This window comes from Roseateles saccharophilus (genome assembly GCF_031458095.1).
Taxonomy (GTDB): Bacteria; Pseudomonadota; Gammaproteobacteria; order Burkholderiales; family Burkholderiaceae_C; genus Pelomonas; species Pelomonas saccharophila_A.
Map to the genome: position 1 here is coordinate 355,399 of NZ_JAVDXU010000005.1, position 26,670 is coordinate 382,068.

General features: G+C 67.1%; 31 protein-coding genes and 1 tRNA gene. 23 read left to right on the forward strand and 9 right to left on the reverse strand.

Annotated elements, in window-relative coordinates; translation table 11 throughout:
* Positions 1-48: 48 nt before the first annotated feature.
* Genes J2X20_RS27025 through J2X20_RS27035 form a run of 3 tightly spaced genes read right to left on the reverse strand, consistent with a single transcriptional unit; the run spans position 49 to position 1,735 of the window.
* On the reverse strand, positions 49-405 hold the full coding sequence (locus J2X20_RS27025; RefSeq protein ID WP_310272413.1) for a cupin domain-containing protein: 357 nt from the start codon (positions 403-405) through the stop codon (positions 49-51).
* Complete coding sequence (gene dtd / locus J2X20_RS27030; RefSeq protein WP_310272415.1) at positions 405-845, reverse strand: D-aminoacyl-tRNA deacylase; 441 nt, start codon at positions 843-845, stop codon at positions 405-407. The genes J2X20_RS27025 and dtd overlap by 1 nt, the downstream gene beginning before the upstream one ends.
* Positions 842-1,735, reverse strand: a complete 894-nt coding sequence (locus J2X20_RS27035) for a cation diffusion facilitator family transporter (RefSeq protein ID WP_310272418.1) — start codon at positions 1,733-1,735, stop codon at positions 842-844. The genes dtd and J2X20_RS27035 overlap by 4 nt, the downstream gene beginning before the upstream one ends.
* A 46-nt stretch (positions 1,736-1,781) precedes the next feature.
* Here J2X20_RS27035 and J2X20_RS27040 point away from each other — a divergent pair, with 46 nt between their 5' ends.
* From J2X20_RS27040 to tatC, 14 genes are all read left to right on the forward strand, one after another.
* Positions 1,782-2,786 (forward strand): dienelactone hydrolase family protein, encoded by a 1,005-nt coding sequence (locus J2X20_RS27040; RefSeq protein ID WP_310272420.1) that lies wholly within the window; start codon positions 1,782-1,784, stop codon positions 2,784-2,786.
* A 67-nt stretch (positions 2,787-2,853) separates the two neighbouring features.
* Positions 2,854-3,759 carry an acetylglutamate kinase gene (gene argB / locus J2X20_RS27045; RefSeq protein ID WP_310272422.1) on the forward strand — a complete coding sequence of 302 codons (906 nt, stop codon included), beginning with the start codon at positions 2,854-2,856 and terminating at the stop codon, positions 3,757-3,759.
* Positions 3,756-4,436: a pyrimidine 5'-nucleotidase gene (locus J2X20_RS27050; protein WP_310272424.1), complete on the forward strand. Its 681-nt coding sequence runs from the start codon at positions 3,756-3,758 to the stop codon at positions 4,434-4,436. The genes argB and J2X20_RS27050 overlap by 4 nt, the downstream gene beginning before the upstream one ends.
* Before the next feature lie 77 nt (positions 4,437-4,513).
* On the forward strand, positions 4,514-5,200 hold the full coding sequence (locus tag J2X20_RS27055; RefSeq protein WP_310272426.1) for a response regulator: 687 nt from the start codon (positions 4,514-4,516) through the stop codon (positions 5,198-5,200).
* Between the two features lie 11 nt (positions 5,201-5,211).
* Entirely contained in the window at positions 5,212-5,841 is a 630-nt protein-coding gene (slmA, locus tag J2X20_RS27060; protein ID WP_310272428.1) for a nucleoid occlusion factor SlmA, read from the forward strand.
* Positions 5,842-5,854: 13 nt separating this feature from the next.
* The gene (locus J2X20_RS27065; RefSeq protein WP_310272430.1) at positions 5,855-6,721 is read left to right on the forward strand and encodes an ATP-binding protein; all 867 of its coding nucleotides are present in this window, start codon (positions 5,855-5,857) and stop codon (positions 6,719-6,721) included.
* On the forward strand, positions 6,718-7,143 hold the full coding sequence (locus tag J2X20_RS27070; RefSeq protein WP_310272432.1) for an NUDIX domain-containing protein: 426 nt from the start codon (positions 6,718-6,720) through the stop codon (positions 7,141-7,143). The genes J2X20_RS27065 and J2X20_RS27070 overlap by 4 nt, the downstream gene beginning before the upstream one ends.
* Before the next feature lie 4 nt (positions 7,144-7,147).
* The gene (gene hisI, locus J2X20_RS27075) at positions 7,148-7,537 is read left to right on the forward strand and encodes a phosphoribosyl-AMP cyclohydrolase (protein WP_310272434.1); all 390 of its coding nucleotides are present in this window, start codon (positions 7,148-7,150) and stop codon (positions 7,535-7,537) included.
* Positions 7,530-7,862: a phosphoribosyl-ATP diphosphatase gene (locus tag J2X20_RS27080; RefSeq protein WP_310272436.1), complete on the forward strand. Its 333-nt coding sequence runs from the start codon at positions 7,530-7,532 to the stop codon at positions 7,860-7,862. Before hisI ends, J2X20_RS27080 begins: the two co-directional genes overlap by 8 nt.
* Positions 7,859-8,227, forward strand: a complete 369-nt coding sequence (locus tag J2X20_RS27085; protein ID WP_310272438.1) for a DUF4870 family protein — start codon at positions 7,859-7,861, stop codon at positions 8,225-8,227. The genes J2X20_RS27080 and J2X20_RS27085 overlap by 4 nt, the downstream gene beginning before the upstream one ends.
* Positions 8,228-8,238: 11 nt before the next feature.
* Entirely contained in the window at positions 8,239-8,586 is a 348-nt protein-coding gene (locus J2X20_RS27090) for a histidine triad nucleotide-binding protein (protein WP_310272440.1), read from the forward strand.
* A gap of 123 nt (positions 8,587-8,709) precedes the next feature.
* Positions 8,710-8,946, forward strand: coding sequence for a Sec-independent protein translocase subunit TatA (tatA, locus tag J2X20_RS27095; RefSeq protein ID WP_310272442.1), 237 nt, complete (start codon positions 8,710-8,712; stop codon positions 8,944-8,946).
* Complete coding sequence (gene tatB / locus J2X20_RS27100) at positions 8,947-9,423, forward strand: Sec-independent protein translocase protein TatB (protein WP_310272443.1); 477 nt, start codon at positions 8,947-8,949, stop codon at positions 9,421-9,423.
* Positions 9,423-10,220 carry a twin-arginine translocase subunit TatC gene (gene tatC, locus J2X20_RS27105; protein WP_310272445.1) on the forward strand — a complete coding sequence of 266 codons (798 nt, stop codon included), beginning with the start codon at positions 9,423-9,425 and terminating at the stop codon, positions 10,218-10,220. The genes tatB and tatC overlap by 1 nt, the downstream gene beginning before the upstream one ends.
* Here tatC and J2X20_RS27110 read toward each other — a convergent pair.
* Positions 10,208-11,371 (reverse strand): S1C family serine protease, encoded by a 1,164-nt coding sequence (locus tag J2X20_RS27110; protein WP_310272447.1) that lies wholly within the window; start codon positions 11,369-11,371, stop codon positions 10,208-10,210. The two genes, tatC and J2X20_RS27110, sit on opposite strands and share 13 nt — an antisense overlap.
* Positions 11,372-11,394: 23 nt before the next feature.
* Here J2X20_RS27110 and J2X20_RS27115 point away from each other — a divergent pair, with 23 nt between their 5' ends.
* A complete protein-coding gene (locus tag J2X20_RS27115; RefSeq protein WP_310272449.1) occupies positions 11,395-12,141 on the forward strand; it encodes a Nif3-like dinuclear metal center hexameric protein in 747 nt (248 codons plus the stop codon).
* Here J2X20_RS27115 and J2X20_RS27120 read toward each other — a convergent pair.
* Entirely contained in the window at positions 12,138-13,046 is a 909-nt protein-coding gene (locus J2X20_RS27120) for a M14 family metallopeptidase (RefSeq protein ID WP_310272450.1), read from the reverse strand. The two genes, J2X20_RS27115 and J2X20_RS27120, sit on opposite strands and share 4 nt — an antisense overlap.
* A complete protein-coding gene (locus tag J2X20_RS27125; RefSeq protein ID WP_310272452.1) occupies positions 13,043-14,842 on the reverse strand; it encodes a DUF885 domain-containing protein in 1,800 nt (599 codons plus the stop codon). Before J2X20_RS27125 ends, J2X20_RS27120 begins: the two co-directional genes overlap by 4 nt.
* A gap of 73 nt (positions 14,843-14,915) precedes the next feature.
* Between J2X20_RS27125 and pdxA the strand changes: the two genes are divergently transcribed.
* Positions 14,916-15,923 carry a 4-hydroxythreonine-4-phosphate dehydrogenase PdxA gene (pdxA, locus tag J2X20_RS27130; protein WP_310272454.1) on the forward strand — a complete coding sequence of 336 codons (1,008 nt, stop codon included), beginning with the start codon at positions 14,916-14,918 and terminating at the stop codon, positions 15,921-15,923.
* On the opposite strand, the gene J2X20_RS27135 is transcribed toward pdxA, so the two are convergent.
* Positions 15,907-18,327 carry a DUF1631 family protein gene (locus J2X20_RS27135; RefSeq protein ID WP_310272456.1) on the reverse strand — a complete coding sequence of 807 codons (2,421 nt, stop codon included), beginning with the start codon at positions 18,325-18,327 and terminating at the stop codon, positions 15,907-15,909. The two genes, pdxA and J2X20_RS27135, sit on opposite strands and share 17 nt — an antisense overlap.
* Positions 18,328-18,458: 131 nt before the next feature.
* Positions 18,459-18,881, reverse strand: coding sequence for a large conductance mechanosensitive channel protein MscL (gene mscL / locus J2X20_RS27140; protein WP_310272458.1), 423 nt, complete (start codon positions 18,879-18,881; stop codon positions 18,459-18,461).
* A 176-nt stretch (positions 18,882-19,057) separates the two neighbouring features.
* On the opposite strand from mscL, the gene petA reads away from it, so the two are divergent.
* From petA to J2X20_RS27170, 6 genes are all read left to right on the forward strand, one after another.
* Entirely contained in the window at positions 19,058-19,654 is a 597-nt protein-coding gene (gene petA / locus J2X20_RS27145) for a ubiquinol-cytochrome c reductase iron-sulfur subunit (protein ID WP_310272459.1), read from the forward strand.
* Between the two features lie 21 nt (positions 19,655-19,675).
* Positions 19,676-21,079 carry a cytochrome b gene (locus tag J2X20_RS27150; RefSeq protein WP_310272461.1) on the forward strand — a complete coding sequence of 468 codons (1,404 nt, stop codon included), beginning with the start codon at positions 19,676-19,678 and terminating at the stop codon, positions 21,077-21,079.
* 20 nt (positions 21,080-21,099) lie between these two features.
* Positions 21,100-21,870 (forward strand): cytochrome c1, encoded by a 771-nt coding sequence (locus J2X20_RS27155; protein ID WP_310272463.1) that lies wholly within the window; start codon positions 21,100-21,102, stop codon positions 21,868-21,870.
* A gap of 136 nt (positions 21,871-22,006) precedes the next feature.
* Complete coding sequence (locus J2X20_RS27160; protein WP_056192820.1) at positions 22,007-22,624, forward strand: glutathione S-transferase N-terminal domain-containing protein; 618 nt, start codon at positions 22,007-22,009, stop codon at positions 22,622-22,624.
* Positions 22,624-23,130 carry a ClpXP protease specificity-enhancing factor gene (locus tag J2X20_RS27165; protein WP_310272467.1) on the forward strand — a complete coding sequence of 169 codons (507 nt, stop codon included), beginning with the start codon at positions 22,624-22,626 and terminating at the stop codon, positions 23,128-23,130. Before J2X20_RS27160 ends, J2X20_RS27165 begins: the two co-directional genes overlap by 1 nt.
* A 49-nt stretch (positions 23,131-23,179) precedes the next feature.
* A tRNA-Thr gene (locus tag J2X20_RS27170) sits at positions 23,180-23,255 on the forward strand.
* A 69-nt stretch (positions 23,256-23,324) separates the two neighbouring features.
* Here J2X20_RS27170 and J2X20_RS27175 read toward each other — a convergent pair.
* Entirely contained in the window at positions 23,325-23,663 is a 339-nt protein-coding gene (locus J2X20_RS27175; RefSeq protein ID WP_310272469.1) for a hypothetical protein, read from the reverse strand.
* A 170-nt stretch (positions 23,664-23,833) separates the two neighbouring features.
* On the opposite strand from J2X20_RS27175, the gene secA reads away from it, so the two are divergent.
* A complete protein-coding gene (secA, locus tag J2X20_RS27180; RefSeq protein WP_310272471.1) occupies positions 23,834-26,578 on the forward strand; it encodes a preprotein translocase subunit SecA in 2,745 nt (914 codons plus the stop codon).
* The last annotated feature ends 92 nt before the right edge of the window (positions 26,579-26,670 follow it).

Genomic DNA, 26,670 nt, shown 5'->3' on the forward strand with positions numbered 1-26,670 from the left:
CTCCATTCGTCAGCTGGGTTAGGCAGGCTGCGAATGTAAGGTCGTGGATCAGCTGGCGACGTCTACCAGGACAAAGTGCTTGCGCACCGGCTCCAGCACTTCGAACTCCCCCTCGAAACCCGGCGGAATGACGCCGCCCTGGCCGGGGCCGATATCGACCTCGCCGTGCGGCCCATGCAGGCGGACGCGCCCCTCGAGCACATGGAAATACTCCTGCCGCCCGGCCGGGAAGACGCTGCGCCAGCGGCCGACCTCGCAGGCCCAGATGCCCGCGCTCATGGGGCCGTGTTCGTGGAATGTCCAGGTCCGGCGCCGCGGCGCGCCGTTGACGCGGCGGTCTTCGCGCGGCTGGTCATGCACGGGCTCGAGGCCGGCGGTCGAATCGATCAGGACGATCTTCTTCATCAATTCATTCGCATGGGGATGGTGACGGGGCCGTCATTGATCAGGTGGACCTGCATGTCGGCGCCGAACTCGCCGCTGGCGACCGTCGCGTGCTGCTGGCGCGCAAAGGCCAGCGTGTGCTCGTAGAGCCTGCGGCCCAGCTCGGCCGGCGCCGCACCCGAGAAGCTCGGCCGGTTGCCGCCGTTGGTGTCGGCCGCCAGCGTGAACTGGCTGACGATGAGCAGGCCGCCGCCAACGTCCTGCAGGCTGCGGTTCATCTTGCCGGCCTCGTCGCTGAAAACGCGCAGCTTCAGCACCTTGGTGATGAGCTTCTCGGCGATGGCCTCGCTGTCTGTCGGTTCGGCGCAGACCAGCATCAGGAAACCCTGGGCGATCTGGCCAACGACGGCGCCGCCCACTTCCACGCGCGCCTCGCGCACCCTTTGCAAGATCGCGATCAAACCAGGTCCTCCTCATCCATGGTGTGGGCCTCGACGTCCATGGGCAGCAACTGGATGCTGGCGCGCAGCCCCGGCACGGCGCTCATCAGCGCCTGCTCGAGGTCGACGCGCAGGGCAGCCGCGCGGCCCAGGGTCCAGCTGGCCGGCATGTGCATATGCAGGTCGACGAAGCGGCGCTGGCCGGCCACGCGGCTGACGAGATGGTCGAAGCGGATGGCGTGCGGATGCCGGAAGTCGTCCAGCACGGCCTGGACCTTGGCCAGGGACTCGGCGTCCAGGGCCTCGTCCATCAGGCCGCCGGTGGACTCGCGCATCAGGTGCACGCCCTCGCGCAGGATGTTCAGCGCGACGATGACGGCCAGCAGCGGATCCAGCCATTGCCAGCCCGTGGCCATCACGCCGATCAGACCGACGACAACACCGGCCGACGTCCAGACATCGGTGATCAGGTGGCGGGCGTCGCCGGCCAGCGCGACCGAGCGCACCTCGCGGGCCTTGCGCAGCATGGCCCAGGCCATCCAGCCGTTCAATGCCGAACTGACGACGGCCAGCGTCACGCCCAGGCCGATGGACTCCAGCGGCTGCGGGTGGCGCCAGCGGTCGGCCGCACCCCACAGGATGCCCAGGGCCGCCGCGATGATGAGGATGCCCTCGAAGCCGCTGGAGAAGTACTCGGCCTTGTGGTGGCCATAGGGGTGGTTGTCGTCGGCCGGCTGGGCGGCCAGGGTCACCATGGCCAGGGCGAACACCGCGCCGGCCAGGTTAACCAGGGACTCCAGCGCATCCGCCGCCAGGCTGACCGAGCCCGTCCACCACCAGGCCGCCGTCTTCAGGGCGATGGTCACGATGGCCGTCGCGACGGAGAGCTTGAGATAGGCGCTGGCTTGCATGCCGGCATTGTCGGCGGGCCTGTGGCGGCCCCGCAGAATGCGCCCCATGATGAAAAAAGCTTTCATGGGCCGCCTGCTTGCCTGGCTGGCGCTGGCCTTGCCCTTGGCCGCCTCGGCCGCAGATCTGAAGCCCGACACGCAGGGCCGCATTGCCTTCGACAGCTTCACGCCCAAGACCATGTTCGATCTCGCCCGCGAGCGTCGCCAGAACTGGGCGCCGCAACGCGTCTGGGGCGAGCTGAGCCTGCCCAGGACGGCCGGCGACAAGCTGCCGGCGGTCGTGCTGATGCATGGCAGCGCCGGCGTGGAGGCCAGCATGTCGCAATGGGTCGATGCGCTGAACGACATCGGTGTGGCCAGCTTTGTCGTCCATGTCTTCGAGTCGCGCGGCGTCAAGCGCACGGCGGAGAACCAGACGTTGGTTCCGTACTCCGCCGACCTGATGGACGCCTTCCAGGCGCTGATGCTGCTGGCCGGCCATCCGCGCATCGATGCTTCCCGGATCGGCATCATGGGCTTCTCGCGCGGCGGCAGCGTGGCCTTCCAGACTGCCATCGAGCCGCTGCGCCGCGCCGTCGTCAAGAGTGATCTCGGCTTCGCCCTGCACATTCCCGTCTACGCGGGTTGCAACCAGGTCTATTGGTCACCGCAGGTGAGGAAGGCGCCGCTGCTCAACCTAGTAGGTGCCGAAGACGACTACTCCACGGCGCGGCCCTGCGAGCAACTGGCCGAGCGCTATGCCGAGGCGGGCATGCCGGTGCGCAGCATCAAATACGCCGCAGCGCAGCACTCCTGGGACGCCATGTATCAGCCCTTTTTTCTGGAGGGGGCCACGTCGGCGGCGCCCTGCGGCGTGCTGCGCTGGGACATCGAGCCTTGGAAGATCACGGCCGAGCGCACTGGCGCAACCGTCGACCCAGCCCGGCTTGGCGAGTTCTTCGACAGCTGCGTCACCCGAGGTGTGCATGTCGGGCGCAATGAGTCCGCCTTCCGGCAGTCGCGGGCGGATGTGAAGGCCTTTGTGCGGCAGGTGTTCTTCGGCGACAAATGAGGCGCTGACGGGGGAGGGCGATGGCGGCTTCCCTAGAATCCGCCCGCTGCTTTCCGGAGTCCGCTGCATGACCACCCCCCACACCACCGACGTCTCCCACATCGCCCCGCGCGAGAAGGCAGAGATCCTGTCCCAGGCCCTGCCCTATATCCGCAAGTTCCACGGCAAGACCATCGTCATCAAATACGGCGGCAATGCCATGACCGACCCGGGGCTGCAGCAGGACTTTGCCGAGGACGTGGTGCTGCTCAAGCTGGTCGGCCTGAACCCGGTGGTCGTGCACGGCGGCGGCCCGCAGATCGAGGACGCGCTGAACAAGCTGGGCAAGAAGGGCCACTTCATCCAGGGCATGCGCGTCACCGACGCCGAGACCATGGGTGTCGTCGAGTGGGTGCTGGCCGGTGAGGTGCAGCAGGACATCGTCGGCCTGATCAACGCCGCGGGCGGCAAGGCCGTGGGCCTGACCGGGCGCGACGGCGGCATGATCCGCGCCAAGCAGCTGAAGATCCTGGACAAGGACGATCCCAGCAAGGAACACGACATCGGCCAGGTCGGCGACATCGTCTCCATCGACCCCAGCGTCGTGAAGGCCCTGCAGGACGACCAGTTCATCCCCGTCGTCAGCCCCATCGGCTTCGGCGAGAGCAACGAGAGCTACAACATCAATGCCGACGTCGTCGCCGCCAAGCTGGCCACCGTGCTGCAGGCCGAGAAGCTGCTGATGCTGACCAATATCCGCGGCGTGCTGGACAAGGCCGGCGAGCTGCTGACCGAGCTGACGCCTCGGCGCATCGACGAACTGGTGGAGGACGGCACCATCAGCGGCGGCATGATCCCCAAGATCGCCGGCGCCATCGACGCGGCCAAGAGTGGCGTCAACGCCGTGCACATCATCGACGGCCGGGTGCCGCACGCGATGTTGCTGGAGGTGCTGACAGACCAAGCCTACGGAACGATGATCTCGTCTCGATGAGACATTCCAAGGTCTGGCTGTTCGACCTCGACGACACGCTGCACAACGCCTCACATCGGGCTTTCGCGGAGCTGAACGCGTCGATGTCGGCCTATATGGTCACCTACCTCGGCCTGACCGAGGAGGAGGCCGCCGTGCTGCGCACCCTGTATTGGCAGCGCTATGGCGCCACGCTGAGCGGGCTGCAGCGCCACCATCGCGTCAAACCGGCCCATTTCCTGGCCGAGACGCACAAGCTGCCGGGGCTGGAATCGCATCTGCACGGCCATGGCCACGACCTGTCGGCGATCCGTCGCCTGCCGGGGCGCAAGCTGCTGATGACCAACGCGCCGCGCAGTTATGCCGAACGCGTGCTGTCGGCCATCGGCCTGACCGACGTCTTCGAGCGCCTGATCTGCATCGAGGACATGATCCTCTTCGGCCATTCCCGCCCCAAGCCCGACGCCCGCATGTTCCGCGTCGTGCTGGCGCGGCTGAAGCTGAGGCCCGAGCAGTGCATCCTCGTCGAGGACACCCTGATCCACCAGAAATCGGCCCGCAGCCTGGGGATGAGCACGGTCTGGATGCAGCGCTGGCTGCGCAAGGCCGCCGATGGCCGCCGCCTGCAGCACCGCCCCGCCTATGTGGACCGGCGGGTGCGCTCCCTGGCGGCGCTGTTACGTTCCCCCCAGGTATGAAGGAAGACGCGCATGGCTGAGGGGGAATCTTCGTCGGACAATGGGGTTTCCGCGCTTTGAAAAATTCCACCGAGTCCATGACGCCCTTTTCGGTCCTGATCGTCGAAGATCAAGCCCGCTTCCGCGAGGCTTTCACGCATGCCCTGGGCAGCGTGCCCGACATCGAGCTGCTGGGCATCGCGCCCGACCTGCCGCAAGGCAGGCGCATGTTCGACCAGCTGCAGCCCGACGTCCTCCTCGTCGACCTGGACCTGCCCGGCGGCAGCGGCATCGAGCTGATCCGCCACGCCGCCCAGACCCGCCCGCAGTGCGAGGTCATGGTCATCTCCGTCTTCGGCGACGAGCAGCATGTGGTGGCCAGCATCGAGGCCGGCGCCACCGGCTATCTGCTCAAGGACAGCCTGGCCCTGGATCTGCCGGGCCAGCTGCGCAGCTTGCGCGCCGGCGGCAGCCCCATCAGCCCCGTCATCGCCCGCCGCCTGCTGGTGCGCCTGGCGCCTGGCACTCAAGGTTCGTCCGGCCCATCGCCGGAAGCCATGGCTGCAACGATGGCTGATGAGGAAGTCGTCGCGCTGTCAGAGCAGGAATCGCGCGTGTTGCACCTGGCAGCCAAGGGCTTCACCTTCGACGAGATTGCTCAGTTCATGCAGGTCTCGCCCCACACGGTGATGACCTATGTCAAACGGGTCTACCGCAAGCTGCATGTCCGCTCCAAGGTGGAAGCGATCTACGAAGCGCGCCGGCTGGGCTGGCTGCGGGATTAGCATCCGCCGCCATGGATGCCGACCAGCCCGCCGCCGAAAACCCCAGTCCCCCCCCCAGGAAGCGCCCCAAGCCCGGCGAACGCCGCACGCAGATCCTGCAGGTGCTGGCCGGCATGCTGGAGCAGCCGGGTGCCGACCGCATCACGACGGCGGCCCTGGCCGCCAAGCTCGACGTCAGCGAGGCGGCCCTGTACCGCCACTTCGCCAGCAAGGCGCAGATGTTCGAGGCGCTGATCGATTTCATCGAGACCAGCGTCTTCGGCCTGGTCAACCAGATCGCCGACAACCCGAATCCGCTGCCGCCGCCGGGCAAGGCCGCCCGCATTGCCAGCGTCGTGCTGCAGTTCGGCGAGAAGAACCCTGGCATGACGCGGGTGATGGTGGGCGACGCCCTGGTCTTCGAGAACGAGCGCCTGGTGGCGCGCATGAACCAGTTCTTCGACCGCATCGAGTCCTCGCTGCGCCAGGTGCTGCGCGCCGCGGCCGAGGCGCAAGGCTCGATGACGCCCACGGTCCAGGCCAATGCCCAGGCCTCGGTCTGGGTCAGCTTCATCATCGGCCGGCTGCAGCGTTATGCCCGCTCGGGCTTCAAGCGGCTGCCGACGGAGCAGATGGAAGCCTCGCTGAAGAGCATCGGCTAACTACACTGGCGGGATGTCCGCCGCCCTGGAATCCTTTCTCGCCCGCGCCGAAGGTCTGTTGACCCGGCTCGAGGCCGTCCTGCCCCACGCCGCCACGCCGCCCGACTGGGCCGCCTCGACCGCCTTCCGCGCCCGCCGCCGGCACGGCGCGCTTTGCCTGGAGCCGGTGCGCTCGGTCAGCCGCATCGCCTTGTCAGACCTGAAGGAAGTCGAGCCGCAGAAGGAGAGGCTGCTGCGCAATACCGCCCAGTTCGTTGCCGGCAAGCCGGCCAACAATGTGCTGCTGACGGGCGCCAAGGGCACGGGCAAAAGCTCGCTGATCAAGGCCGTGCTGAACGAGTTCTCCAGCCAGGGCCTGCGCCTCATCGAGATCGACAAGGCCGATCTGGTCGACCTGCCGGACGTCGTCGAACAGGTCGCGGCCCGCCCGGAGCGCTTCGTGGTTTTCTGTGACGACTTGAGCTTCGACGAAGGCGAGGCCAGCTACAAGGCGCTGAAGAGCGTCCTCGACGGCTCGGTCGCCGCGGCCAGCGACAACGTGCTGATCTACGCCACCAGCAACCGCCGCCACCTGCTGCCCGAAAAGATGGTGGACAACCTGTCCGGCACCCACGGCGAGCATGGCGAGATCCACCCCGGCGAGGCGGTGGAGGAAAAGATCTCCCTGTCCGAGCGCTTCGGCCTGTGGATCAGCTTCTATCCCTTCAGCCAGAACGAATACCTGGCCATCGTCGCCCAGTGGCTGCGCCATTTCGGCCTGGACGAGGCGGCCATCGAAGGCGCGCGCCAGCCGGCCCTGATCTGGGCCCTGGAGCGCGGCTCGCGTTCGGGCCGCGTCGCCTTCCAATTCGCGCGCGACATGGCGGGGCGGGCGCAATGAGCGAGCGTCTCATCACCGAAGTCGCCGTCGGCGTGCTGGTCGCGCCTGACGGCCAGTTCCTGCTGACTTCACGGCCCGAAGGCAAGGTCTACGCCGGCTACTGGGAATTCCCGGGCGGCAAGGTCGAGGCCGGTGAAACCGTCGAGCAGGCGCTGGCCCGCGAGCTGCGCGAGGAGATCGGCATCGAAATTGGTGCCGCCCACCCGTGGAAGACCGAGATCTTCGACTACCCCCACGCCCTGGTGCGGCTGAACTTCTGCAAGGTGTTTGAGTGGACCGGCGAGTTCCAGATGCTGGAGAACCAGCAGATGGCCTGGGCCAACCTGCCGGTGCAGGTCAAGCCGGTGCTGCCCGGCACCATCCCGGTCTTGAACTGGTTTGCCGAAGAGCGCGGCCATGCCGGCCCGACTCACCTAGACTGAAACCATGAGCTGGCTTGATGAAGTGAAATGGGACGACAAGGGCCTGGTGCCCGTCATCGCCCAGGAGCAGGGCACGGGCGACGTGCTGATGTTCGCGTGGATGAACCGCGAGGCCCTGGCCCTGACGGCCGAGCGCGGCCAGGCCGTCTATTTCAGCCGCTCGCGCAACAAGCTCTGGCACAAGGGTGAGGAGAGCGGCCATTTCCAGCAGGTGCATGCCATCCGCATGGACTGCGACAACGACGTCGTGCTGCTGACCATCACCCAGCTGGGTCATGACCCTGGCATCGCCTGCCACACGGGCCGCCACAGCTGCTTCTTCCAGAAGCTGGAGAACGGCGTCTGGAGCGCCGCCGAGCCGGTGCTGAAAGACCCGAAGAAGATCTATGAGTGACGACATCCTCTCCCGCGTCGGCGCGGTCATAGCCTCTCGCAAAGGGGTCGATCCCACGACCAGCTATGTCGCCAAGCTCTTCGACAAGGGCCTGGACGCCATCCTGAAGAAGGTCGGCGAGGAAGCCACCGAGACCGTCATGGCGGCCAAGGATGGTGACGCCCAGAAGGTCGTCTACGAGGTCGCCGACCTGTGGTTCCACAGCATGGTGGCCCTGGCCCATTTCGGGCTCAAGCCCGAGGACGTGCTGGCCGAACTGGCCCGCCGCGAAGGCCTGTCGGGCCTGGAAGAATTCGCCTCCCGCAACCCGAAAGCCTCCCCATGAGCGACAACTTGAGCCCCGCCGCGTTGGAGCCGGGCGTTCCCAACGAGAAGCTGGCCAATCTCAAGCAGCTGACGATGGTGATCTACATCCTCTATGCAGTGAGCCCCTTCACGGGCCTCTCAGGCATTGCGGCCATCATCATCAACTACATCAAGCGCGAGGACACGGCGGGCACGATCTACGCGAGCCACTTCACCTGGCAGATCCGTACCTTCTGGTGGAGTCTGGTCTGGGGCATCCTGGGTTTCGTGACCGTATGGATCGGCGTGGGTTTCCTGATCCTGGCCATTGATGGGATCTGGGTCATGTACCGTCTCATCAAGGGCTTCCTGAACTGGAATGACGGCAAGCGCATGCCGGTTTGAAGGAGATCCCCGTGACCCACGACCCCAACTGCCTGTTCTGCAAGATCGTCGCCGGCCAGATCCCGAGCAAGAAGGCCTATGAGGACGAAGACGTCCTGGCCTTCCACGACATCCACCCCTGGGCGCCCGTCCATGTCCTCATCATCCCCAAGCGCCATATCGCCTCCATGGCCGACGTGACCGAGGCCGAGGCGGCCCTGCTGGGCAAGATGACGGCCTTGGGCCCGAAACTGATGAAGGAACTGGGCGTCACCAACGGCTTCCGGCATGTCATCAACACCGGTCCCGATGGCGGTCAGGAGGTGTATCACCTGCATCTGCATGTGATGGGCGGCCCTCGCCCCTGGTTGAAGGGCTGAATTGTGACCAAACCTAAGGCTTGAGCACGATCGCACCGGAAGATGCTCCCGCCGCAAGATGACCCCTAAAGCTAGGGTCATCCCTCACCTAGAATTTGAGCCAGTCCACAAGGAGTCAACATCATGGGTTCATTCAGCATCTGGCACTGGCTGATCGTTCTGGTCGTCGTCATCGCCATCTTCGGCACCAAGAAGCTGCGCAATGTCGGCTCCGACCTCGGCGCCGCCGTCAAGGGTTTCAAGGACGGCATGAAGGACGGCTCGTCCACGGAGGAGCCGGGCAAGCCCCCGCAGCAGGTCACGGCCAACAAGGTCAACGATCCGAACACGGTCGACGTCGACGCCAAGACCAAGTCCTAAGTGCTCGACTTCGGTTTTGACAAGATCGCGCTGATCGGCGCGGTGGCGCTCATCGTCATCGGCCCCGAGAAGCTGCCGCGCGTGGCGCGCACGGTCGGCACCTTGCTGGGCAAGGCGCAGCGCTATGTCGCGGACGTCAAGGCCGAGGTCAACCGTTCCATCGAGCTGGAGGAGCTTCAGAAGATGAAGTCCCAGTTCGAGACGGCGGCGCGCGATGTCGAGCAGAGCGTGCGCCAGGAGGTCGACTCCGCCACCCAGGCGCTGAACCAGACCTGGAGCGACGTGACCAGTGACTCGGCCTACGAGGCCGGCACGACCATCGCCCCTCCGCCGCCTGAATACCGCCATCCGAAGAAGAACTGGCGCCTCAAGCGCGGGGCGACGCCGATGTGGTTCAAGCAGAAGGCGGGCGTGCGCCGCCACACCCAGTCCGGCGCGGCCCGCGTGGCGCGTTTCCGGCCGCCCGGTATCCGTTGATGAGCTCCTTCCAAAAGCCTGACCACGACGAACTGGCCGGCACCGAGCAGCCCTTCGTCGCCCACCTGATGGAGCTGCGCGACCGCCTGCTGCGCGCCATCATCGCCATCGCTGTCTGCTTCGGCGTGTTGTGCTTCTATCCGGGCCCGAGCCAGCTCTATGACTGGCTGGCGGCGCCTTTGGTGGCCAATCTGCCCGAGGGCACCAAGATGATCGCGACCAATGTCATCGCGCCCTTCTTCGTGCCCATCAAGATCACCATGCTGGCGGGTTTCATGCTGGCCCTGCCCATCGTGCTCTACCAGGCCTGGGCCTTTATCGCACCCGGCCTGTACTCGCATGAGAAGCGCCTGGTGATGCCGTTGGTGGTGAGCAGCACGCTGCTGTTCTTTGGTGGCGTGGCCTTTTGCTACTTCTTCGTCTTCAAGAAGGTCTTTGCCTTCATCCAGAGCTTCGCGCCCAAGAGCATCACGGCGGCGCCCGACATCGAGGCCTATCTGGGCTTCGTAATGAATATGTTCATCGCCTTCGGCGCGGCCTTCGAGGTGCCCATCGTCGTTGTCGTGCTGGTGCGCATGGGCATCGTATCGGTGGAAAAGTTGCGCGAGTGGCGCGGCTATTTCATCGTCGTCGCCTTCATCATCGCGGCCGTCATCACGCCGCCCGACATCGTCTCGCAACTCGCCCTGGCCATCCCGATGTGCCTGCTGTACGAGGTGGGACTGTTTGCTTCCACCTACTTCGTGCGCCACACCAAGGCGCCTGAAGAGGTCGATCAAACCAATCAGTCGTCCTGATCGCGCGGCGGCCTGGGCCGCTGCGCCACGGCGAGCTGGAAGCTCATCGCCTTGCCGGCACGTTGCACGGCGACCTCAACCTGGCTTTTCGGCTTCAAGGCCGCCACGCTGGCCAGCAGCTCCGCCGGCGTCGCCACCGGGTGTGCGCCGACGCGGATCAGCACGTCGCCCGGCTTGATGCCCGCCTTGGCGGCCGGCGCGTCGTTGACGACGCCGCCGATCAGCACGCCCTTGGCATCGCCGAGCTTCAGCGCCTCCGCCAGCTCGGGTGTCAGCTCGCGCGTCTGCACGCCTATCCAGCCGCGCGCGACGACGCCGTCCTGCAGCAGCGCGGACGCCACCTGCCGCGCCGCGTCCACGGGGATGGCGAAGCCGATGCCCAGATTGCCGCCGCTGCGCGAAAAGATGGCCGTGTTGATGCCCACCAGCCGGCCATCGCCGTCCACCAGGGCGCCGCCCGAATTGCCGGGGTTGATGGCCGCGTCGGTCTGGATGAAGTTCTCGAAGGTGTTGATGCCGAGCTGGTTGCGGCCCAGGGCCGAGACGATGCCCGAGGTGACCGTCTGGCCGACGTTGAAGGGGTTGCCTATGGCCAGCACCGCGTCGCCGACCTGCAGATTGGCGGCATCGCCCAGCGGGATGGCGGGCAGGTCGGTCAGCTCGATCTTCAGCACCGCGAGATCGGTCTCGGGATCGGTGCCAATCAGCCTGGCCTGGGCCTGGCGGCCGTCGTTGAGCTGCACCTCGATGTCCGAGGCGCCTTCGACGACATGGTTGTTGGTCAGCAGCACGCCGTCGGCCGAGATGATGACGCCCGAGCCCAGACCGAGCTGAGGGGTGCCGCGCGGCTGGCGCGGCGCGAAGGGAAAGCCGAACAGCTGCTCGTGGGCCCGGCTGGCGCGCGAGGGTGCCTTGCTGGCCGTGATGCTGACGACCGACGGTGCTGCGATGCGCGCCGCCTGCGAGAAGCCGGCGCGCACGACGGAGGCCGCGGGAGCCGGGGGCAGGGCGATCTGGCGGGCGGTGGCGGCGATGGGCGCGTCGCGCAAGCGGGCGGCCTGCAGCCATTGCGGCTTCAGCGTCGTGACGACGAAAAGGGCGGCCAGGGCGATGGTGACCGCCTGCGCGAAAATCAGCCAGAGCCGCTTCAACACCCCAACATCCTTCCCAAGCCATGACCGATCGCGCCGCGCTGGAACATCGACTCAACGAGTTGCTCGAGCCCGCGCGTTTCAAGGATTATGGGCCGAACGGCCTGCAGGTCGAGGGCAGGGCAGAGGTCCGCCATCTCGTCTGCGGGGTCACTGCCAGCCTGGCCCTCATCGACGCGGCCATCGCGGCCAAGGCCGATGCCATCCTGGTCCACCACGGCCTGTTCTGGCGCGGCCAGGACGGCCGTGTGACGGGCTGGATGAAGCAGCGTCTCTCCAGGCTGCTGGCCCATGACATCAATCTCTTCGCCTACCACCTGCCGCTGGATGCGCATCCGACGCTCGGCAACAACGCCCAGCTCGGCGCGCAATTCGGCTGGACGGCGGACCGGCGCTTTGGCGAACAGGACCTGGGCTTCAGCGCGGCCCTCGAGGCGACCGATCTCGAGGCACTGACGGCCAGGCTGCGCGAGGTGCTGGGCCGCAACGTGACGGCCGTGCCCGGCGACGGCCGCCCGCTGCGCCGCGTCGCCTGGTGCACCGGCGGCGCCCAGGGCTATTTCGAGTCGGCCATCGCGGCCGGCGCCGATGTCTTCATCACCGGCGAGATCTCCGAGCCCCAGGCCCATTACGCCCGCGAGACCGGCGTCGCCTTCATCGCGGCCGGCCACCATGCCACCGAGCGCTATGGGGTGCAGGGTGTGGGCGCCCAGGTGGCCCAGGACCTGGGCCTGAGCTGGCAGTTCATCGACGTGGACAACCCAGCCTAGGCGGCTGCCAAGGCGTAGTCGATGGCGGCCCGTACCGCGACCACCTGGGCCTGGTTGCATTGCTCGGGCGTGGCGCGCGGGCTGTCGGGATAGACCTCGGTCGTCGTGCTGAAGCGGGCGCCCGTGATGGCGGCGCACAGGGCGCGGCTGCGCACGGCGAAGCTGATGACGCCAGGCGACTGCAGCGGGCAGCCGATGATCTGGCCGTATGCGTCGGGCTCGGCGATATGGGTCACCCGCGCCACCGCATCGATGACGGCGCGCTGGAATTCCGGCTGGGGCGCTTCGGCGTCGTCGACGAGGTAGAAGCCGTCCGGGATCACGCCGGGCTCGAACACCTCGCCGTCGCGCGCGGCCAGGGCGGGGCGGAACTCCGATTCGTCGGTGTCGGTGGTCTCGTGCAGGTCGATATGCATCAGCACACGGCCGCGCAGCGGTTCGAGCAGGGCCACCAGGGCGGCCGATTCGGCCGCCGGGCTGCCCGCGCGGAAATTGCGATTGGGGTCGATGGCGTCGAAGTTCCAGCGCTGCACGCGCTCGTAGGCCCAGGGGCTGACGCAGGGCACGACCAGCAGATTGGCACGGCCGGCAAGCTCGTGTGCGTGTTCGCGGACGAACTGCAGGGCGCCGTGCACGCCGCTGGTCTCGTAGCCATGCACGCCGCCGGTCACGACCAGCACCGGCAGGTCCTCGCGCCAGCCGCGGCTGCGGATGGCCAGCAGCGGGAAGCGCTCGCCGTCGTAGCTGAGCGCGCCGTATTCGCTGACGTCGAAGTGCTGCCGCAGTGCATCGATCGCGGCCAGCACGTCCTGCGCAAAGCTGCGTTGCTTGACGAGGCGCGCCCGCCAGGCGGCGACCTCGGTCGGGCCCCAGGGTTGGCCGGGTGTGCCAATTGCGTAGCTCATGGTCGTGCTTTCTCGCTGTGGATCCAGGCGTTGATGCGCTGCTCCAGCAGCGGTAGCGGCATGGCGCCCTGGTCGATGAGGGCCATGTGAAAGCGCCGCTGGTCGAACCTGGCGCCCAGGGCGGCTTCGGCGCGGGCGCGCAATTCCTTGATCTTCAGCTCGCCCATCATGTAGCTCAGGGCCTGGCCGGGCTGGGCCAGGTAGCGGTCGACCTCGGCCGTCATGAAGGTGGCGTCGTGGCCGGTCTGCTCGATCATGTAGGCGGTGGCCTTGTCGCGGCTCCAGCCCAGGGCATGCAGGCCGGTGTCGACGACCAGGCGGGCGGCGCGGAACATCTGAGCCTGCAGATGGCCGAAGCGCGCGTAGGGGTCGCGGAACAGGCCGATCTGCGGCCCCAGGGTCTCGGCATACAGGGCCCAGCCTTCGCTGAAGACCGAGTACTGCGACTGGCGGCGGAAGTTGGGCAGTTCACCCAGTTCCACCTGGCGCGAGATCTGCAAGTGGTGGCCGGGCACGGTCTCGTGGGCCACCAGGGTCTCCATGGCCCATTTGGGCCGGCGCTTGAAGGCGATGGCGTTGGCGTTGAACCAGCCGGGCGTCGTGCCGTCCAGAGACGGGCCGTTATAGTTGTCGGCCGCGCCCTCGCCGGTATAGGGCGGCATCCCGCGGATGCCGTAGGGCGAGCGCGGCAGCTGGGCGAAGAGTTTGGGCAGTTCGGGGTCGATGCGCTTGGCGATGCTGCGGTAGCCGTCCAGCAATTCCTCGGCGCTGTGATTGAGGAATTTGGGGTCGCTGTAGAGGAACTTCTTGAAGGCGGCGAGGTCGCCGTCGAAGCCGGCTTCGGCCTTGACCTTCTCCATCTCGGCGCGGATGCGCGCGGTCTCGCGCAGGCCCGTGGCGTGGATGTCGCCGGCGGCCAGCGGCAAGGTGACATGGCGCAGGATCAGTGCTTCGTAGACCCTGTCGCCGCCGGGATAGGTCGACAGCGAGCCGCTTTCCGGCGCCTTGGGACCGAGCTCGTCCTTCAGGACGGCCAGCAGCTTGCGCTGGGCCGGGTAGAAGATGTCGCGCATGGCCGCCTGGCCCTGGGCCTGGTAGTTGGCCTTGACACTGGCGTCCACCGTCATGCGCGTGAAGGGCTCGTAGACCGGGCTGCGGGTGACGTCCTCGGGCAACTGCCCCTCGATCTGGGCGATGGCGCGGGCCAGCACGGGCCTGGACGTGACCCAGCCCAGGGCCAGGCCGTGGCGCAGGATGGCGATCTCCTGGTCGACGCGCGCGGGGTAGGCGGCCAGGCGCGCCAGCCATTGCCTGACCTGGGCCTCGTTGTTGACCGGCACATTGCGCGCAAAACCGGCCAGGGCCGACTGCGCGCCGGAGAGGGTGCCCAGGGTCAGGGTGCGCCAGCCGGCAAAGCCCTGCAGGGCGACGTCCTGCTGGTAGCGGTGGATGAAGAGGGCCAGGGAGACGCGGTCGGTATCGTTCAGCGGGCTGGCGTCCACGGCGCGGGCACGGGCCAGCATGTCGCGCGCAAAGGCGTCGCGCGCGGCGATGCCGGCCTCGGAACGGTCGCTGAGCTTGTCGTTGAAGCGCAGGTCACCGCGCAGCGTGGCCCATTCCGGCGCGGCGCGGGTTTCGGATTCCCAGGCTTCGTCGAACAGGGCTTGCAGGGCCTGGTGGGCCTTGGTGGCGGCATCGGGCGCGGTGGCGGGAGGCTTGGGCGTTGCCGTCTGGGCGGCCGCCGGGGCGGTCAGATGCAGGCCCGCGATCAGGGCTGCAACGAGAGTGGGGCGCAAGGGAATCTCCACATCGTGTATGGGCTGCGGGCAGTCTGCCAGCGCGCCCCCCGACGTGATGAAAGAATGACGCATGACCCCGGAAAACTCCCTAGGCCAGCCCCTGGTCGTCAGCATGGGCGATGCCTGCGGCATCGGTCCCGAGATCATCGCCAAGCTGTGGCTTGAGCAGGCGCCGCGCGGCGCCCTGGTCGTGGGCGACGTGGCCGTGATGCGCCGTGCCGTCGCGGCGGTTGGTGCCGGCCTGGCGGTGGCCGAACTGCGCGGGCCTGAGGAGTTAGGTCGCGTGCCGCCGCGCTGCCTGCCGGTCTGGCAGCCGCCAGGCTTGCCGGCTGGGCTGGCCGACGTGCCGCTGGGCCAGGTCGATGCCCGCGCGGGCGCGGCCGCGGCCCAGTGCATCGAGGCGGCGGTCGGCCTGATCCAGGCCGGCCGGGCGCGCGCCCTCGTCACGGCGCCCATCCACAAGGAGGCCCTGCATGCGGCCGGCTCGCCCTATCCCGGCCATACCGAGATGCTGCAGGCCCTGGCGGGTGGCGTGCCGGTGCGCATGATGCTGGCCAACGAGGAGCTGCGCACGGTGCTGGTCACCATCCACTGTTCGCTGCGCGAGGCCATCGCGCGTGTGACCCGCGAGGCGGTGGGCGAGACGTTGCGCATCACCCACACGGCCCTGAGGCGCATGGGCCTGGCGTCGCCGCGCATCGCGGTGGCGGGTTTGAACCCGCATGCGGGCGAGGGGGGGCTGTTCGGCGACGAGGAGATCCTGCACATCGCGCCCGCCATCGCCGATGCGCGGGCGGCGGGCATGGACGCCAGCGGCCCCTATGCGCCCGACACCATCTTCATGCGCGCTCGCCGCGGCGAGTTCGATGTCGTCGTCGCCATGGTGCACGACCATGGCCTGATCCCGGTCAAATACCTCGGCGTGGAGCAGGGCGTCAACGTGACCCTGGGCCTGCCCTTTGTGCGTACCAGTCCCGACCATGGCACGGCCTTTGACATCGCGGGGCGCGGCTTGGCCGACCCGGCGAGCCTAGGTGCGGCATTGGCAATGGCTCGACGGCTCAGCGCGCCGGCGTGAGCGCAGCGAGCTGGGCGCGGGCGCGCGCGGTGGCGCGCTCGAGCAGGTAGGCGTTCTCGAAGGCGCGCATGCGGTCGGACTCGCAGAGCTTGCGCAGCATGCGGGCCGTCATCGTCACCGTCTCCTGGTGGCGGCTGCCGTGCGTGAAGATGAAGAAGCTGCGGCCGGCGCTGACATGGGCCAGGCGCACCTTCTGCCACTCGCTGCCGGTGTGCATCTGGTAGGCGAAGCCGATCTGCATGTTGTCCATCAGCCCGGCGCCGCCGCTGGGTTCGGACGCGGCCTCGGCGGCGGGAAGGCCATCGATGGAGATGTCCACGGCCTGCAGCGGCTCGGCCGCGGCGACGGCGTCGTTACCCGACAGGTCCAGGTCCAGCTCGCCGTTCCAGTCGACATTGGCGTCCTCGACCAAGCCCAGGCTCTTGGCCTCGGCCGGCGTCAGGCGCTGGCTGGCGTCCAGCTCGCCGGGCGCGCTCTCGCCGGCCATGGGCTTGGCGAGATCGGCCTCGGCCGGCGGCGCGACGCCGAAGATCTGGTCCAGCTGCTTGATCAGCAGATTGGTGTCCAGGGCGCTCGGGGCCTGGCCCTTCAGCGATTCGGCATGGGCGGGCAGCAGCACGCCGAAGAAGTCCTTGCGCGGGCCGTCCGGCCAGCGGATCAGATCCATGCCCTCGTTGAGGGTGCGCATCAGATTGGGCAGTTCGCGCAGGAAGTCGGCGCGGGCGGCCGTGCCGCCCTTTGGCTGCACGCTCATGACCAGGGTGCGGCCCAGGGTGCGCAGGCGCAGGGCCCGCTCCGGCGCTCCCTCGCGCGAGGCCAGCACGATGGCCTGGCTCCAGACCTGGGCCAGGAAGGTGCGCAGGAAGTCCTGCATCGGCACCTTGGCCAGCTGCTGCTGCAGCTGCAGGGCGTAACGCTGCTGCAGGCGCAGGTCGGTCTCACGGCGCTCGACGACGGCGGCGGCGTCGCCCGCGGCCTTCAGCGTGTTGCGGGTCTGCTCGGTGATGAAGGCTTCGAGGTCGTCCAGCTTGGCCGTGTAGACGTCCATGCGGTCGAAGTCGCCCTGGGCGACGTCCTGCACCAGATCACGCACATGGGCCAGGAAGGAACGGCCGGGGTCGTCGCTGAAATCGTCGAAGGCGCAAGCCAGCGAGGCCATGCGGTTGACGAAGGCGCGCACCGGATGGCGGCGCGACGAGAAGAAGGTCTCGTCGCCCAGGGCCACGCGCAGCACCGGCAGCTGCAGGCGGGCCAGCAGGCGCGCCATCTGCGGCGGCACCTTGGGATCGGACAGGATCTGGTCGAACAGGCTGCCGACGACGTCGATGACCATGTGGTCCAGCCGGCCCGTGGCGAGCTGGCGCAGCTCGTCGCGATGCTGGTGGATCAGGTTGGTCGGCAGGGGCATCTGGCCCCAGGCGCTGCTGGGCTCGCCGCTGACGGTGTCCAGGCCCATGCGGCCGGAGTTGCCGTGGCTGTCGTAGGCGGGCTCGTAGGCGCCGGGCGCCTGGGCCAGGCGGCGCAGCAGGTCCATCATCTGCGGGTCGACGCGCCCGAGGCCACCGCCGCCGCCACGGCCGCCATAGCCGCCCATGCCGCCGAAACCGGTGTTGCGGCCGCCGCCCTGGCCCAGGCCGCCATGGCCCGAGCCGCCGTAGCCGGAGCCGGAGCCGCCGTAGCCACCGCGGGTGGACATGCCGCCATGGCTGGAATCGAGGTCGCCCGGCTGGGTGGGAGCATTCAGGGCGCCGTGGCGCGAGGCCGCGCCGTCCGGCGTGGCGCGCACGCGCAGGTCCTGGGGGCGCAGGCCGCGCGAGCGCAGCAACTCGGCAATGTCCGCGTAGCAGGCGCGCATTTCCTGGGCCAGCGCCCGGGTCAGCTCGTCGGTCAGGGTCTGGCGGGTGACGGGGTCGTCGGTGATGGCCTGGATGGCATCCAGCAGGCCCTGGGCGATGAGTTCGGGCCGCAGCGGGTTGCGCTCGCCGACCTGGATGCCCGCCACATAGGACTCGACCTCGCGCAGTTCCCACTCGCAGTGGTGGCCGATGGCCAGGCCGATGCGGTCGGCCGCCACCAGGTTGTTGACCTGGTCGTCGTCCATCAGCGAGAGCTCGCCCCAATCCTTCTTCTTGGCGGTGGGGGCCGTGGCGGGCAGCGTTTCGGATTGCTCCGCGGCGACCTGGCGGCGCAGGCTCTGCACGAATCTCTGGGAAAACACCGCCTGCTGCTGGCGGAACACGAATTGAGCCGCGAGCAGGGTGTCGCGGCGCTTGATGTTGCCGGCCGACAAGGCCGACAGCCCCAGGCCTTCCGCGCAGCGCTCAGCCGCCTGCTCACCCGCCAGACGGATGCGGGTCAGCGAGGCTTCGAGGTGCGGGTTCAGGCGAATCTCTGGCGCGTTCATCAACTGGTGGCACGAGCGGCTTCTAAAGTATCGCGCCTGCAACAAGCGCGAGTTTTCAGCCAGTTGCCAAATCCGTGGCACAAAAAAGCCCGGTAACCATTGCTTACCGGGCGGCGGAGCGGGGCGAGAGCTTAGCGCTTCAGCGAATCCCGGATCTCGCGCAGCAGCTGGATGTCTTCCGGCGTGGGCGGAGGCTCGGTCGGCGCGGGGGCGACTTCGGGCTCGCGCTTGAGGCGGTTGATCTGCTTGATCATCAGGAAGATGACGAAGGCCAGGATGATGAAATTCAGAGACACGGTGAGGAAACTGCCATAGGCCAGCACGGCGCCGGCCTTCTTGGCGTCGGCCAGGGTCGAGGCAGTCTGGCCGGCCAGCGGAATGAAGTAGTTGCTGAAATCCAGGCCGCCAAAGATCTTGCTGACGACCGGCATGATGACGTCGCCAACCAGGGAGTCGACGATCTTGCCGAAGGCGCCGCCGATGATCACGCCGACGGCCAGGTCGACGACATTGCCCTTGACGGCAAACTCCTTGAACTCGGAGAAGAAACTCATTCACGCCTCCTTGGCGGTGTCAGTGGGATGGCCGGGGGCGATGTTGGCGCCAAGTGCCAGGGGCCAGAAGCCGGGTAAACCTCGGGTCGGCAGCTTAGCGCGAGTCCGGGAGGTGCAGTGAGCGTCCGCTAGAATCCTGAGTTGCCCCTGATCAGAAGTCTCTTTAGAGGACCCTCATGAGTGACCAGCAAGTGGACCAAGGCAAGCGGACCTGGTTGATTGCAACCGGTTGTGCCGGCGCCGTTGGTGGCGTCGCGACGGCCGTGCCCTTCGTCAGCACTTTTGCGCCCAGTGAGCGCGCCAAGGCCGCCGGAGCCCCCGTCGAGGTCGACATCTCCGGCATCAAGCCGGGCGAGAAGCTCACCGTCGAATGGCGTGGCAAGCCCGTGTGGGTCGTGCGCCGCACGCCGGAACAACTGGCGGGCCTGAAGAAGAACGATGCCCAGCTGGCCGACCCGAATTCCGAACGCAAGGCCTTCCCCCTGCCGGAAGGCGTCAACAAGGAAACCCGCGCGATCAAGGACGAATTCCTCGTCGTCGTGGGCATCTGCTCGCATCTGGGCTGCTCGCCGAGCGACAAGTTCGCCGCCGGCCCCCAGCCCTCGCTGCCGGATGACTGGAACGGCGGCTTCCTGTGCCCCTGCCACGGCTCGACCTTCGACATGGCCGGTCGCGTCTTCAAGAACAAGCCCGCGCCGGACAACCTCGAGGTGCCGCCGTACATGTTCCTGTCCGACAGCCGCGTGCTGATCGGCGAGAGCAAGAAGGCCTAAACAGGAAACACGGGACGAGACATGGCTGAATTCAAAGAAGCTCCCGCAGGCGCCTCGGTTGGCGTGAAGACCATGACCTGGCTGGAGAACCGGTTCCCGACCGCGTTCGACGCCTACAAGGTCCACATGTCGGAGTACTACGCGCCGAAGAACTTCAACTGGTGGTACATCTTCGGCTCGCTGGCCCTGCTGGTGCTGGTGATCCAGATCGTCACCGGCATCTTCCTGGTGATGCACTACAAGCCCGATGCCGGCCTGGCCTTCGCGTCGGTCGAGTACATCATGCGCGACGTGCCCTGGGGCTGGCTGATCCGCTACATGCACAGCACCGGCGCCTCGGCCTTCTTCGTGGTCGTCTACCTGCACATGTTCCGCGGCCTGATCTACGGCAGCTACCGCAAGCCGCGCGAACTGGTCTGGATCTTCGGCTGCGCCATCTTCCTGTGCCTGATGGCCGAAGCCTTCATGGGCTATCTGCTGCCCTGGGGCCAGATGTCCTACTGGGGCGCCCAGGTCATCGTCAACCTGTTCGCCGCCGTGCCCTTCGTCGGCCCGGACCTGGCGCTGATGATCCGCGGCGACTACGTCGTCGGCGACGCCACGCTGAACCGCTTCTTCAGCTTCCACGTCATCGCCGTGCCGCTGGTGCTGCTGGGCCTCGTCGTGGCTCACCTGCTGGCCCTGCACGACGTCGGTTCCAACAACCCCGACGGCGTCGAGATCAAGAAGCACAAGGACGCGCAAGGCCGCCCGCTGGACGGCGTGCCCTTCCACCCCTTCTACACGGTGCACGACATCTACGGCGTCTGCATCTTCCTGATGGTCTTCACCGCCATCATCTTCTTCGCGCCGGAACTGGGCGGCTACTTCCTGGAGTACAACAACTTCATCCCGGCCGACCCGCTGAAGACGCCCGCCCACATCGCCCCGGTCTGGTACTTCACGCCGTTCTACTCGATGCTGCGCGCCACGACCGACGTGATGGTCAACGTGCTGTGCGGCGTCATCGGCATTGCTGCCGTCGTGAGCTTCCTGAAGGGCAAGTTCGGCGGCGCCGCCAAGGTGGCCCTGCTGGTCGCGGCCGGCGTGTTGATCTTCCTGCTCAAGGTCTTCGACGCCAAGTTCTGGGGCGTGGTCGTCATGGGCGGCGCGGTCATCATCCTGTTCTTCCTGCCCTGGCTGGACCACAGCCCGGTCAAGTCGATCCGCTACCGCCCCGACTGGCACAAATACGTCTACGGCGTCTTCGTCGTCTTCTTCCTGTGGCTGGGCTATCTCGGCATCCAGCCGCCGAGCGACATGGGCACCCTGGTGGCCCAGGCCGGCACGCTGTTCTACTTCGGCTTCTTCCTGCTGATGCCGTGGTGGAGCCGCCTGGGGACGCCCAAGCCTGTGCCTGACCGTGTGACCTTCCACGCCCACTGAGCCGCGGAGCAAGAACACCAATGAAAAAGCTGATCGCCATCCTGCTGGCTTCGCTGAGCCTGGCCGGTGCCGCCCACGCCTCGAGCGGCGGCATCGAGTGGGACAAGTTCCCCAAGGAAAAGATGTCGGACATGGCCGCGCTGCAGCACGGCGCCAAGCTGTTCGTCAACTACTGCCTGAACTGCCATTCGGCCGCCTACATGCGCTACAACCGCATGCGCGACCTGGGCCTGACCGAAGCCGACATCAAGAACAACCTGCTGTTCGCGGCCGACAAGGTCGGTGAGACCATGAAGGTCAGCCTCGACGCCAAGGAAGCCAAGGCCTTCTTCGGCGCCAACCCGCCCGACCTGTCGGTCATCGCCCGCTCGCGCGCCGACGGCGCCAAGGGTTCGGGGGCCGACTATCTCTACACCTATATGCGGAACTTCTACCGCGACGACACCAAGGCCACGGGTTGGAACAACCTGGCCTTCCCGAGCGTCGCCATGCCGCATGTGATGTGGGAGCTGCAGGGCCAGCGCGCCGCCAAGTTCGAGGAAGTCGCCGACCCGCACGACCACGAGAAGAAGACCCATGTCTTCGCCGGCTATCAGCAGCTGACGCCCGGCACCCTGACCGAGCGCCAGTACGACGAAGCCGTGGCCGACCTGGTCGCCTATCTGCAGTGGATGGGCGAGCCTGCACAGGGCCAGCGCTTCCAGCTCGGCGTCATCGTGCTGATCTTCCTCGGCTTCCTGACCGTGTTCGCCTGGCGTCTGAACGCCTCGTACTGGAAGGACGTGAAGTAACTGCCAAGTCCCGGCGCACCCCAAAGGGGCGCCAAACACGCAGTGGGGAGGGCGTTCAGCCACCCACTGCGTTTGCTTTTTGCGCGGCGTCGCGCCGCGTGTGTTTTGATTGACTGACCCCTCGGGAGCCCAAGCCATGATGGTCCTCTACTCCGGTACCACCGACCCCTACTCGCACCGCTGCCGCTTTGTGCTGTTCGAGAAAGGCATGGACTTCGAAATCCGTGACGTTGACCTGTTCGCGAAGCCCGAAGACATCGCTCTGATGAACCCGTACAACGAGGTGCCCATCCTCGTCGAGCGCGATCTCATCCTGTACGAATCGCACATCATCAACGAGTACATCGACGAGCGCTTCCCGCATCCGCAGCTGATGCCCGGCGACCCGGTCGCCCGTGCCCGCGTGCGCCTGTTCCTGCTGAACTTCGAGAAGGAGCTGTTCGCCCATGTGAACATCCTCGAAGGCCGCGGCACGACGACCAAGGCGACGGACAAGCAGCTCGAGAAGGCCCGCTCGCAGATCCGCGACCGCCTGACCCAGCTCGCCCCGATCTTCCTGAAGAACAAGTACATGCTGGGCGACGACTTCTCGATGCTCGACGTGGCCATCGCGCCGCTGCTGTGGCGCCTGGACTACTACGGCATCGACATGTCCAAGAACGCGCTGCCGCTGCTGAAGTACGCCGAGCGGATCTTCAGCCGCCCCGCCTACATCGAGGCGCTGACGCCGTCCGAAAAGGTCATGCGACGCTGATGGACCAGACCCCCGCTTCCGGCGGCGCAGGTGGGGGTACCTCCACCCGCCCGTATCTGATCCGCGCGCTGCATGACTGGTGCACGGACAACGGCTTCACGCCCTATATCGCGGTCCATGTCGACCGTTCGGTGCAGGTGCCCATGGAGTACGTGTCCAACAACGAGATCGTGCTGAACATCGGTTTCGATGCGACCAGCGGCCTGGATCTGGGCAACGACTTCATCCAGTTCAAGGCCCGCTTCGGCGGCGTCGCGCGCGAGATCATCGTGCCGGTGGACCATGTCGTGGCGATCTACGCCCGCGAGAACGGCCAGGGCATGGCCTTCCCCGCGCCCGAACCGCTCGCCGAAGGCGCGCCTCTCCCCAGCGTGCCCACGCCCGAGCCGCGCCGCAGCGGCCTGCGCCTGGCCAGCGAAACCCCCGACGACGAGGGCGACGACACGCCGACCCCACCGGAAGCGCCCAGCGGCGGCCCGCGGCCTTCGCTGAAGCGCGTGAAATAGCGAGCCCGCGCGCGAGCGCGTGCAGTGAACGTCTAGAATCCCGTCTTTCGCCGGCTTAGCTCAGTTGGTAGAGCAACCGCCTTGTAAGCGGTAGGTCATCAGTTCGAATCCGATAGCCGGCACCAACAGAAACCCACTGTCTCGCGACAGTGGGTTTTATTGAAACCCCATCGCCTGACGGCGCTGGGGTTTTCTTATTTCTGCAGCAGCTTGATGCGGATCTGTCCGGGCAGACCGGCCTGGGCCAGCAGGGCTTCCAGGCGTGGCAGCAGGTGGCGCAGCTTGGCGGCGACGGCGGCGTTGGCGGCCAGCAGGCTCCAGCCGTCCTCGTCCAGCGGCCCCGGTTGCAGGCTGGCCAGCAGGGTGCCCGGCAGCGCCGGCGCGATGATGCGCAGCCGCCGCCGCGAGGCCTCCAGCCGCGCATTGAGCTGGGCCAGGCCCGCGTGGGCGCGCAGGGCGTCGGCCACCGGCGTCGGTGACGGGATGCTGGCGCGCACGCTCTTGGGAGCGAGATAGCGGGGCGGGGTGGCCATAGCCGCAGTGTAGTGAGGCGGCCGGTCCGGCCGGAAGCCCGCTGCTAAACTGCGCCGTTTTGCGCGGCCGGGCAAGTCCGTCTTGCAATGCCTCGCCGTGCCCTCAGATTCGCGCCTCTCACCGGTCGGTCCATCCTTTCGGTGCCGCGCAGCTCCTCATTCTTCGCAGCATGTTGCCCAAGCTTCTCACCTCGATTTTCGGTAGCCGCAACGAGCGTTTGCTCAAGCAGTACCGCCGCACCGTGCAGCAGATCAACGCGCTGGAACCGAAGTACGAGGCGCTGAGCGACGACGAGCTGCGGGCCCAGACGGCCTCATTCAAGCAGCGCATTGCCGCTGGCGAGACAGTCCACGACATCCTGCCCGAGGCCTTTGCCGTCTGCCGCGAGGGCAGCAAACGGGCGCTCAAGATGCGCCACTTCGACGTGCAGCTGATCGGCGGCATGGTGCTCAATGACGGCAAGATCGCCGAAATGCGCACCGGCGAAGGCAAGACGCTGATGGCCACGCTGCCGGTCTACCTGAACGCGCTGACGGGCAAGGGCGTCCACGTCGTCACGGTGAACGACTACCTCGCGCGTCGCGACGCCGAGTGGATGGGCAAGCTCTACACCTTCCTCGGCCTGTCGGTGGGCATCAACCTGCCGCAGATGCCGCGCGAGGAGAAGCAGACGGCCTATGCCGCCGACGTCACCTACGGCACCAACAACGAGTACGGCTTCGACTATCTGCGCGACAACATGGTCTACGAGACGGCCGACCGCGTGCAGCGCGGCCTGTCCTACGCCATCGTCGACGAGGTCGACTCCATCCTCATCGACGAGGCGCGCACGCCGCTGATCATCTCCGGCCAGGCCGACGACCACACCGACGTCTACCTGCGCATCAACGCCGTCGTGCCCAAGCTGAAGAAGCAGATCGGCGAGCTGGATCCGCGTACCGGCGAGGGCGTCATCGAGCCGGGCGACTTCACGGTGGACGAGAAGTCGCACCAGATCCATCTGACGGAAGACGGCCACGAGGTTGCCGAGCAGCTGCTGACCGAGGCCGGCCTGATCGCCGAAGGCGCCAGCCTCTACGACGCGGCCAACATCACGCTGATGCATCACCTCAATGCTGCGCTGCGGGCCCACCACGTCTATCACAAGGACCAGAGCTACGTCGTGCAGAACGGCGAGGTCATCATCGTCGACGAGTTCACCGGCCGCCTGATGAGTGGCCGCCGCTGGAGCGATGGCCTGCACCAGGCCGTCGAGGCCAAGGAAGGCGTGCAGATCCAGGCCGAGAACCAGACCCTGGCGTCCATCACCTTCCAGAACTACTTCCGCATGTACGGCAAGCTGTCCGGCATGACGGGCACGGCCGACACCGAGGCCTATGAGTTCCAGGAGATCTACGGCCTCGAGACCGTCGTCATCCCGCCGAACCGCCCGACCATCCGCAAGGACGAGCTGGACCTGGTCTACAAGACCGACAAGGAAAAGTACAACGCCGTCATCGAGGACATCCGCAGCTGCCACACGCGCGGCCAGCCGGTGCTGGTGGGCACGACGTCCATCGAGAACTCGGAGCTGATCTCCAAGCTGCTGGACCAGGCCAAGCTGCCGCACAACGTGCTGAACGCCAAGCAGCATGCCAAGGAAGCCGAGATCGTCGCCCAGGCCGGCCGCCCGGGCGTCATCACCATCGCCACCAACATGGCCGGCCGCGGCACCGACATCGTGCTGGGCGGCAATGTCGAGAAGCAGATCCAGTTCATCGAGGCCGACGACGCGATTCCCGCCGACGAGAAGGCGCGCCGCATCCAGCAGCTCAAGGACGAGTGGCAGGGCCTGCACGACAAGGTGCGCGCCGAGGGGGGGCTGCGCATCATCGCGACCGAGCGTCACGAGAGCCGCCGCATCGACAACCAGCTGCGTGGCCGTGCCGGCCGCCAGGGCGACCCGGGCTCCTCGCGCTTCTACCTGTCGCTGGACGACCAGCTGATGCGCATCTTTGCCGGTGAGCGCGTGCGCGCCATCATGGACAGGCTCAAGATGCCCGAGGGCGAGGCCATCGAGGCCGGCATCGTCACGCGCAGCATCGAAGGCGCCCAGCGCAAGGTCGAGGCCCGCAACTTCGACATCCGCAAGCAGCTGCTCGAGTACGACGACGTGTCGAACGACCAGCGCAAGGTCATCTACCAGCAGCGCAACGACATCCTCGAGGCCGAGAGCCTGATCGCCCAGATCGCTTCGCTGCGCGAATCCACGCTGACCGACGTCGTGCGCACCTTCGTGCCCGCCGAGAGCGTCGAGGAGCAGTGGGACTTGCCCGGCCTGGAGCAGGTGCTGCAAGGCGAATGGCAGATTGACCTGCCGGTGACCGAGCTGGTCAAGAAGAGCGACTCCATCACCGACGAGGACATTCTCGAGGCCGTCATCAAGGCCGGCGACGACCTCTTCCAGGGCAAGCTGGACCGCGTCGGCATCGAGCAGTTCAACCCCTTCATGCGCATGGTGCTGCTGCAGAGCATCGACCAGCGCTGGCGCGAGCACCTGGCGGCCCTGGACTATCTGCGCCAGGGCATCCACCTGCGCGGCTACGCCCAGAAGAATCCCAAGCAGGAATACAAGCGCGAGGCCTTCGAGCTGTTCTCGCAGCTGCTGGACCTGGTGAAGATGGAAGTCACCCGCACGCTGATGAATGTGCGCATCCAGAGCCAGGAAGAGGCCAACCAGGCCGCCGAGGCCATGGAGCGCCGCGCCGAGGCCGTGTCCAACGTGACCTATCAGCACCCCAACGAGGACGGCTCCATCAGCCAGGACGTCGACCCCGCCACCCTGCTGGCCGAGTACGGCCATATCGGCCGCAACGACCCCTGCCCCTGCGGCAGCGGCAAGAAGTTCAAGCTCTGCCACGGCAAGCTGGCTTGATCCGCCGGCGCTCCAGATGCCTCACGGGCCGGCCTTGCCGGCCCGTTTTCATTGCGGCGCCCCCTTGCAGGGGCCCCCATCCGGGGGGAAGA

Coding starts and splice junctions, on each gene's coding strand:
- J2X20_RS27070 (WP_310272432.1), top strand. CDS start 6,718: ATGAGCGAGCGTCTCATCACCGAAGTCGCCGTCGGCGTGCTGGTCGCG.
- J2X20_RS27150 (WP_310272461.1), top strand. CDS start 19,676: ATGGCTGAATTCAAAGAAGCTCCCGCAGGCGCCTCGGTTGGCGTGAAG.
- J2X20_RS27115 (WP_310272449.1), top strand. CDS start 11,395: ATGACCGATCGCGCCGCGCTGGAACATCGACTCAACGAGTTGCTCGAG.
- J2X20_RS27120 (WP_310272450.1), bottom strand. CDS start 13,046: ATGAGCTACGCAATTGGCACACCCGGCCAACCCTGGGGCCCGACCGAG.
- J2X20_RS27065 (WP_310272430.1), top strand. CDS start 5,855: ATGTCCGCCGCCCTGGAATCCTTTCTCGCCCGCGCCGAAGGTCTGTTG.
- J2X20_RS27080 (WP_310272436.1), top strand. CDS start 7,530: ATGAGTGACGACATCCTCTCCCGCGTCGGCGCGGTCATAGCCTCTCGC.
- J2X20_RS27160 (WP_056192820.1), top strand. CDS start 22,007: ATGATGGTCCTCTACTCCGGTACCACCGACCCCTACTCGCACCGCTGC.
- pdxA (WP_310272454.1), top strand. CDS start 14,916: ATGACCCCGGAAAACTCCCTAGGCCAGCCCCTGGTCGTCAGCATGGGC.
- J2X20_RS27035 (WP_310272418.1), bottom strand. CDS start 1,735: ATGCAAGCCAGCGCCTATCTCAAGCTCTCCGTCGCGACGGCCATCGTG.
- tatC (WP_310272445.1), top strand. CDS start 9,423: ATGAGCTCCTTCCAAAAGCCTGACCACGACGAACTGGCCGGCACCGAG.
- J2X20_RS27055 (WP_310272426.1), top strand. CDS start 4,514: ATGACGCCCTTTTCGGTCCTGATCGTCGAAGATCAAGCCCGCTTCCGC.
- petA (WP_310272459.1), top strand. CDS start 19,058: ATGAGTGACCAGCAAGTGGACCAAGGCAAGCGGACCTGGTTGATTGCA.
- tatA (WP_310272442.1), top strand. CDS start 8,710: ATGGGTTCATTCAGCATCTGGCACTGGCTGATCGTTCTGGTCGTCGTC.
- J2X20_RS27025 (WP_310272413.1), bottom strand. CDS start 405: ATGAAGAAGATCGTCCTGATCGATTCGACCGCCGGCCTCGAGCCCGTG.
- hisI (WP_310272434.1), top strand. CDS start 7,148: ATGAGCTGGCTTGATGAAGTGAAATGGGACGACAAGGGCCTGGTGCCC.
- J2X20_RS27085 (WP_310272438.1), top strand. CDS start 7,859: ATGAGCGACAACTTGAGCCCCGCCGCGTTGGAGCCGGGCGTTCCCAAC.
- J2X20_RS27135 (WP_310272456.1), bottom strand. CDS start 18,327: ATGAACGCGCCAGAGATTCGCCTGAACCCGCACCTCGAAGCCTCGCTG.
- J2X20_RS27050 (WP_310272424.1), top strand. CDS start 3,756: ATGAGACATTCCAAGGTCTGGCTGTTCGACCTCGACGACACGCTGCAC.
- J2X20_RS27040 (WP_310272420.1), top strand. CDS start 1,782: ATGATGAAAAAAGCTTTCATGGGCCGCCTGCTTGCCTGGCTGGCGCTG.
- J2X20_RS27155 (WP_310272463.1), top strand. CDS start 21,100: ATGAAAAAGCTGATCGCCATCCTGCTGGCTTCGCTGAGCCTGGCCGGT.
- argB (WP_310272422.1), top strand. CDS start 2,854: ATGACCACCCCCCACACCACCGACGTCTCCCACATCGCCCCGCGCGAG.
- slmA (WP_310272428.1), top strand. CDS start 5,212: ATGGATGCCGACCAGCCCGCCGCCGAAAACCCCAGTCCCCCCCCCAGG.
- secA (WP_310272471.1), top strand. CDS start 23,834: ATGTTGCCCAAGCTTCTCACCTCGATTTTCGGTAGCCGCAACGAGCGT.
- J2X20_RS27175 (WP_310272469.1), bottom strand. CDS start 23,663: ATGGCCACCCCGCCCCGCTATCTCGCTCCCAAGAGCGTGCGCGCCAGC.
- mscL (WP_310272458.1), bottom strand. CDS start 18,881: ATGAGTTTCTTCTCCGAGTTCAAGGAGTTTGCCGTCAAGGGCAATGTC.
- J2X20_RS27165 (WP_310272467.1), top strand. CDS start 22,624: ATGGACCAGACCCCCGCTTCCGGCGGCGCAGGTGGGGGTACCTCCACC.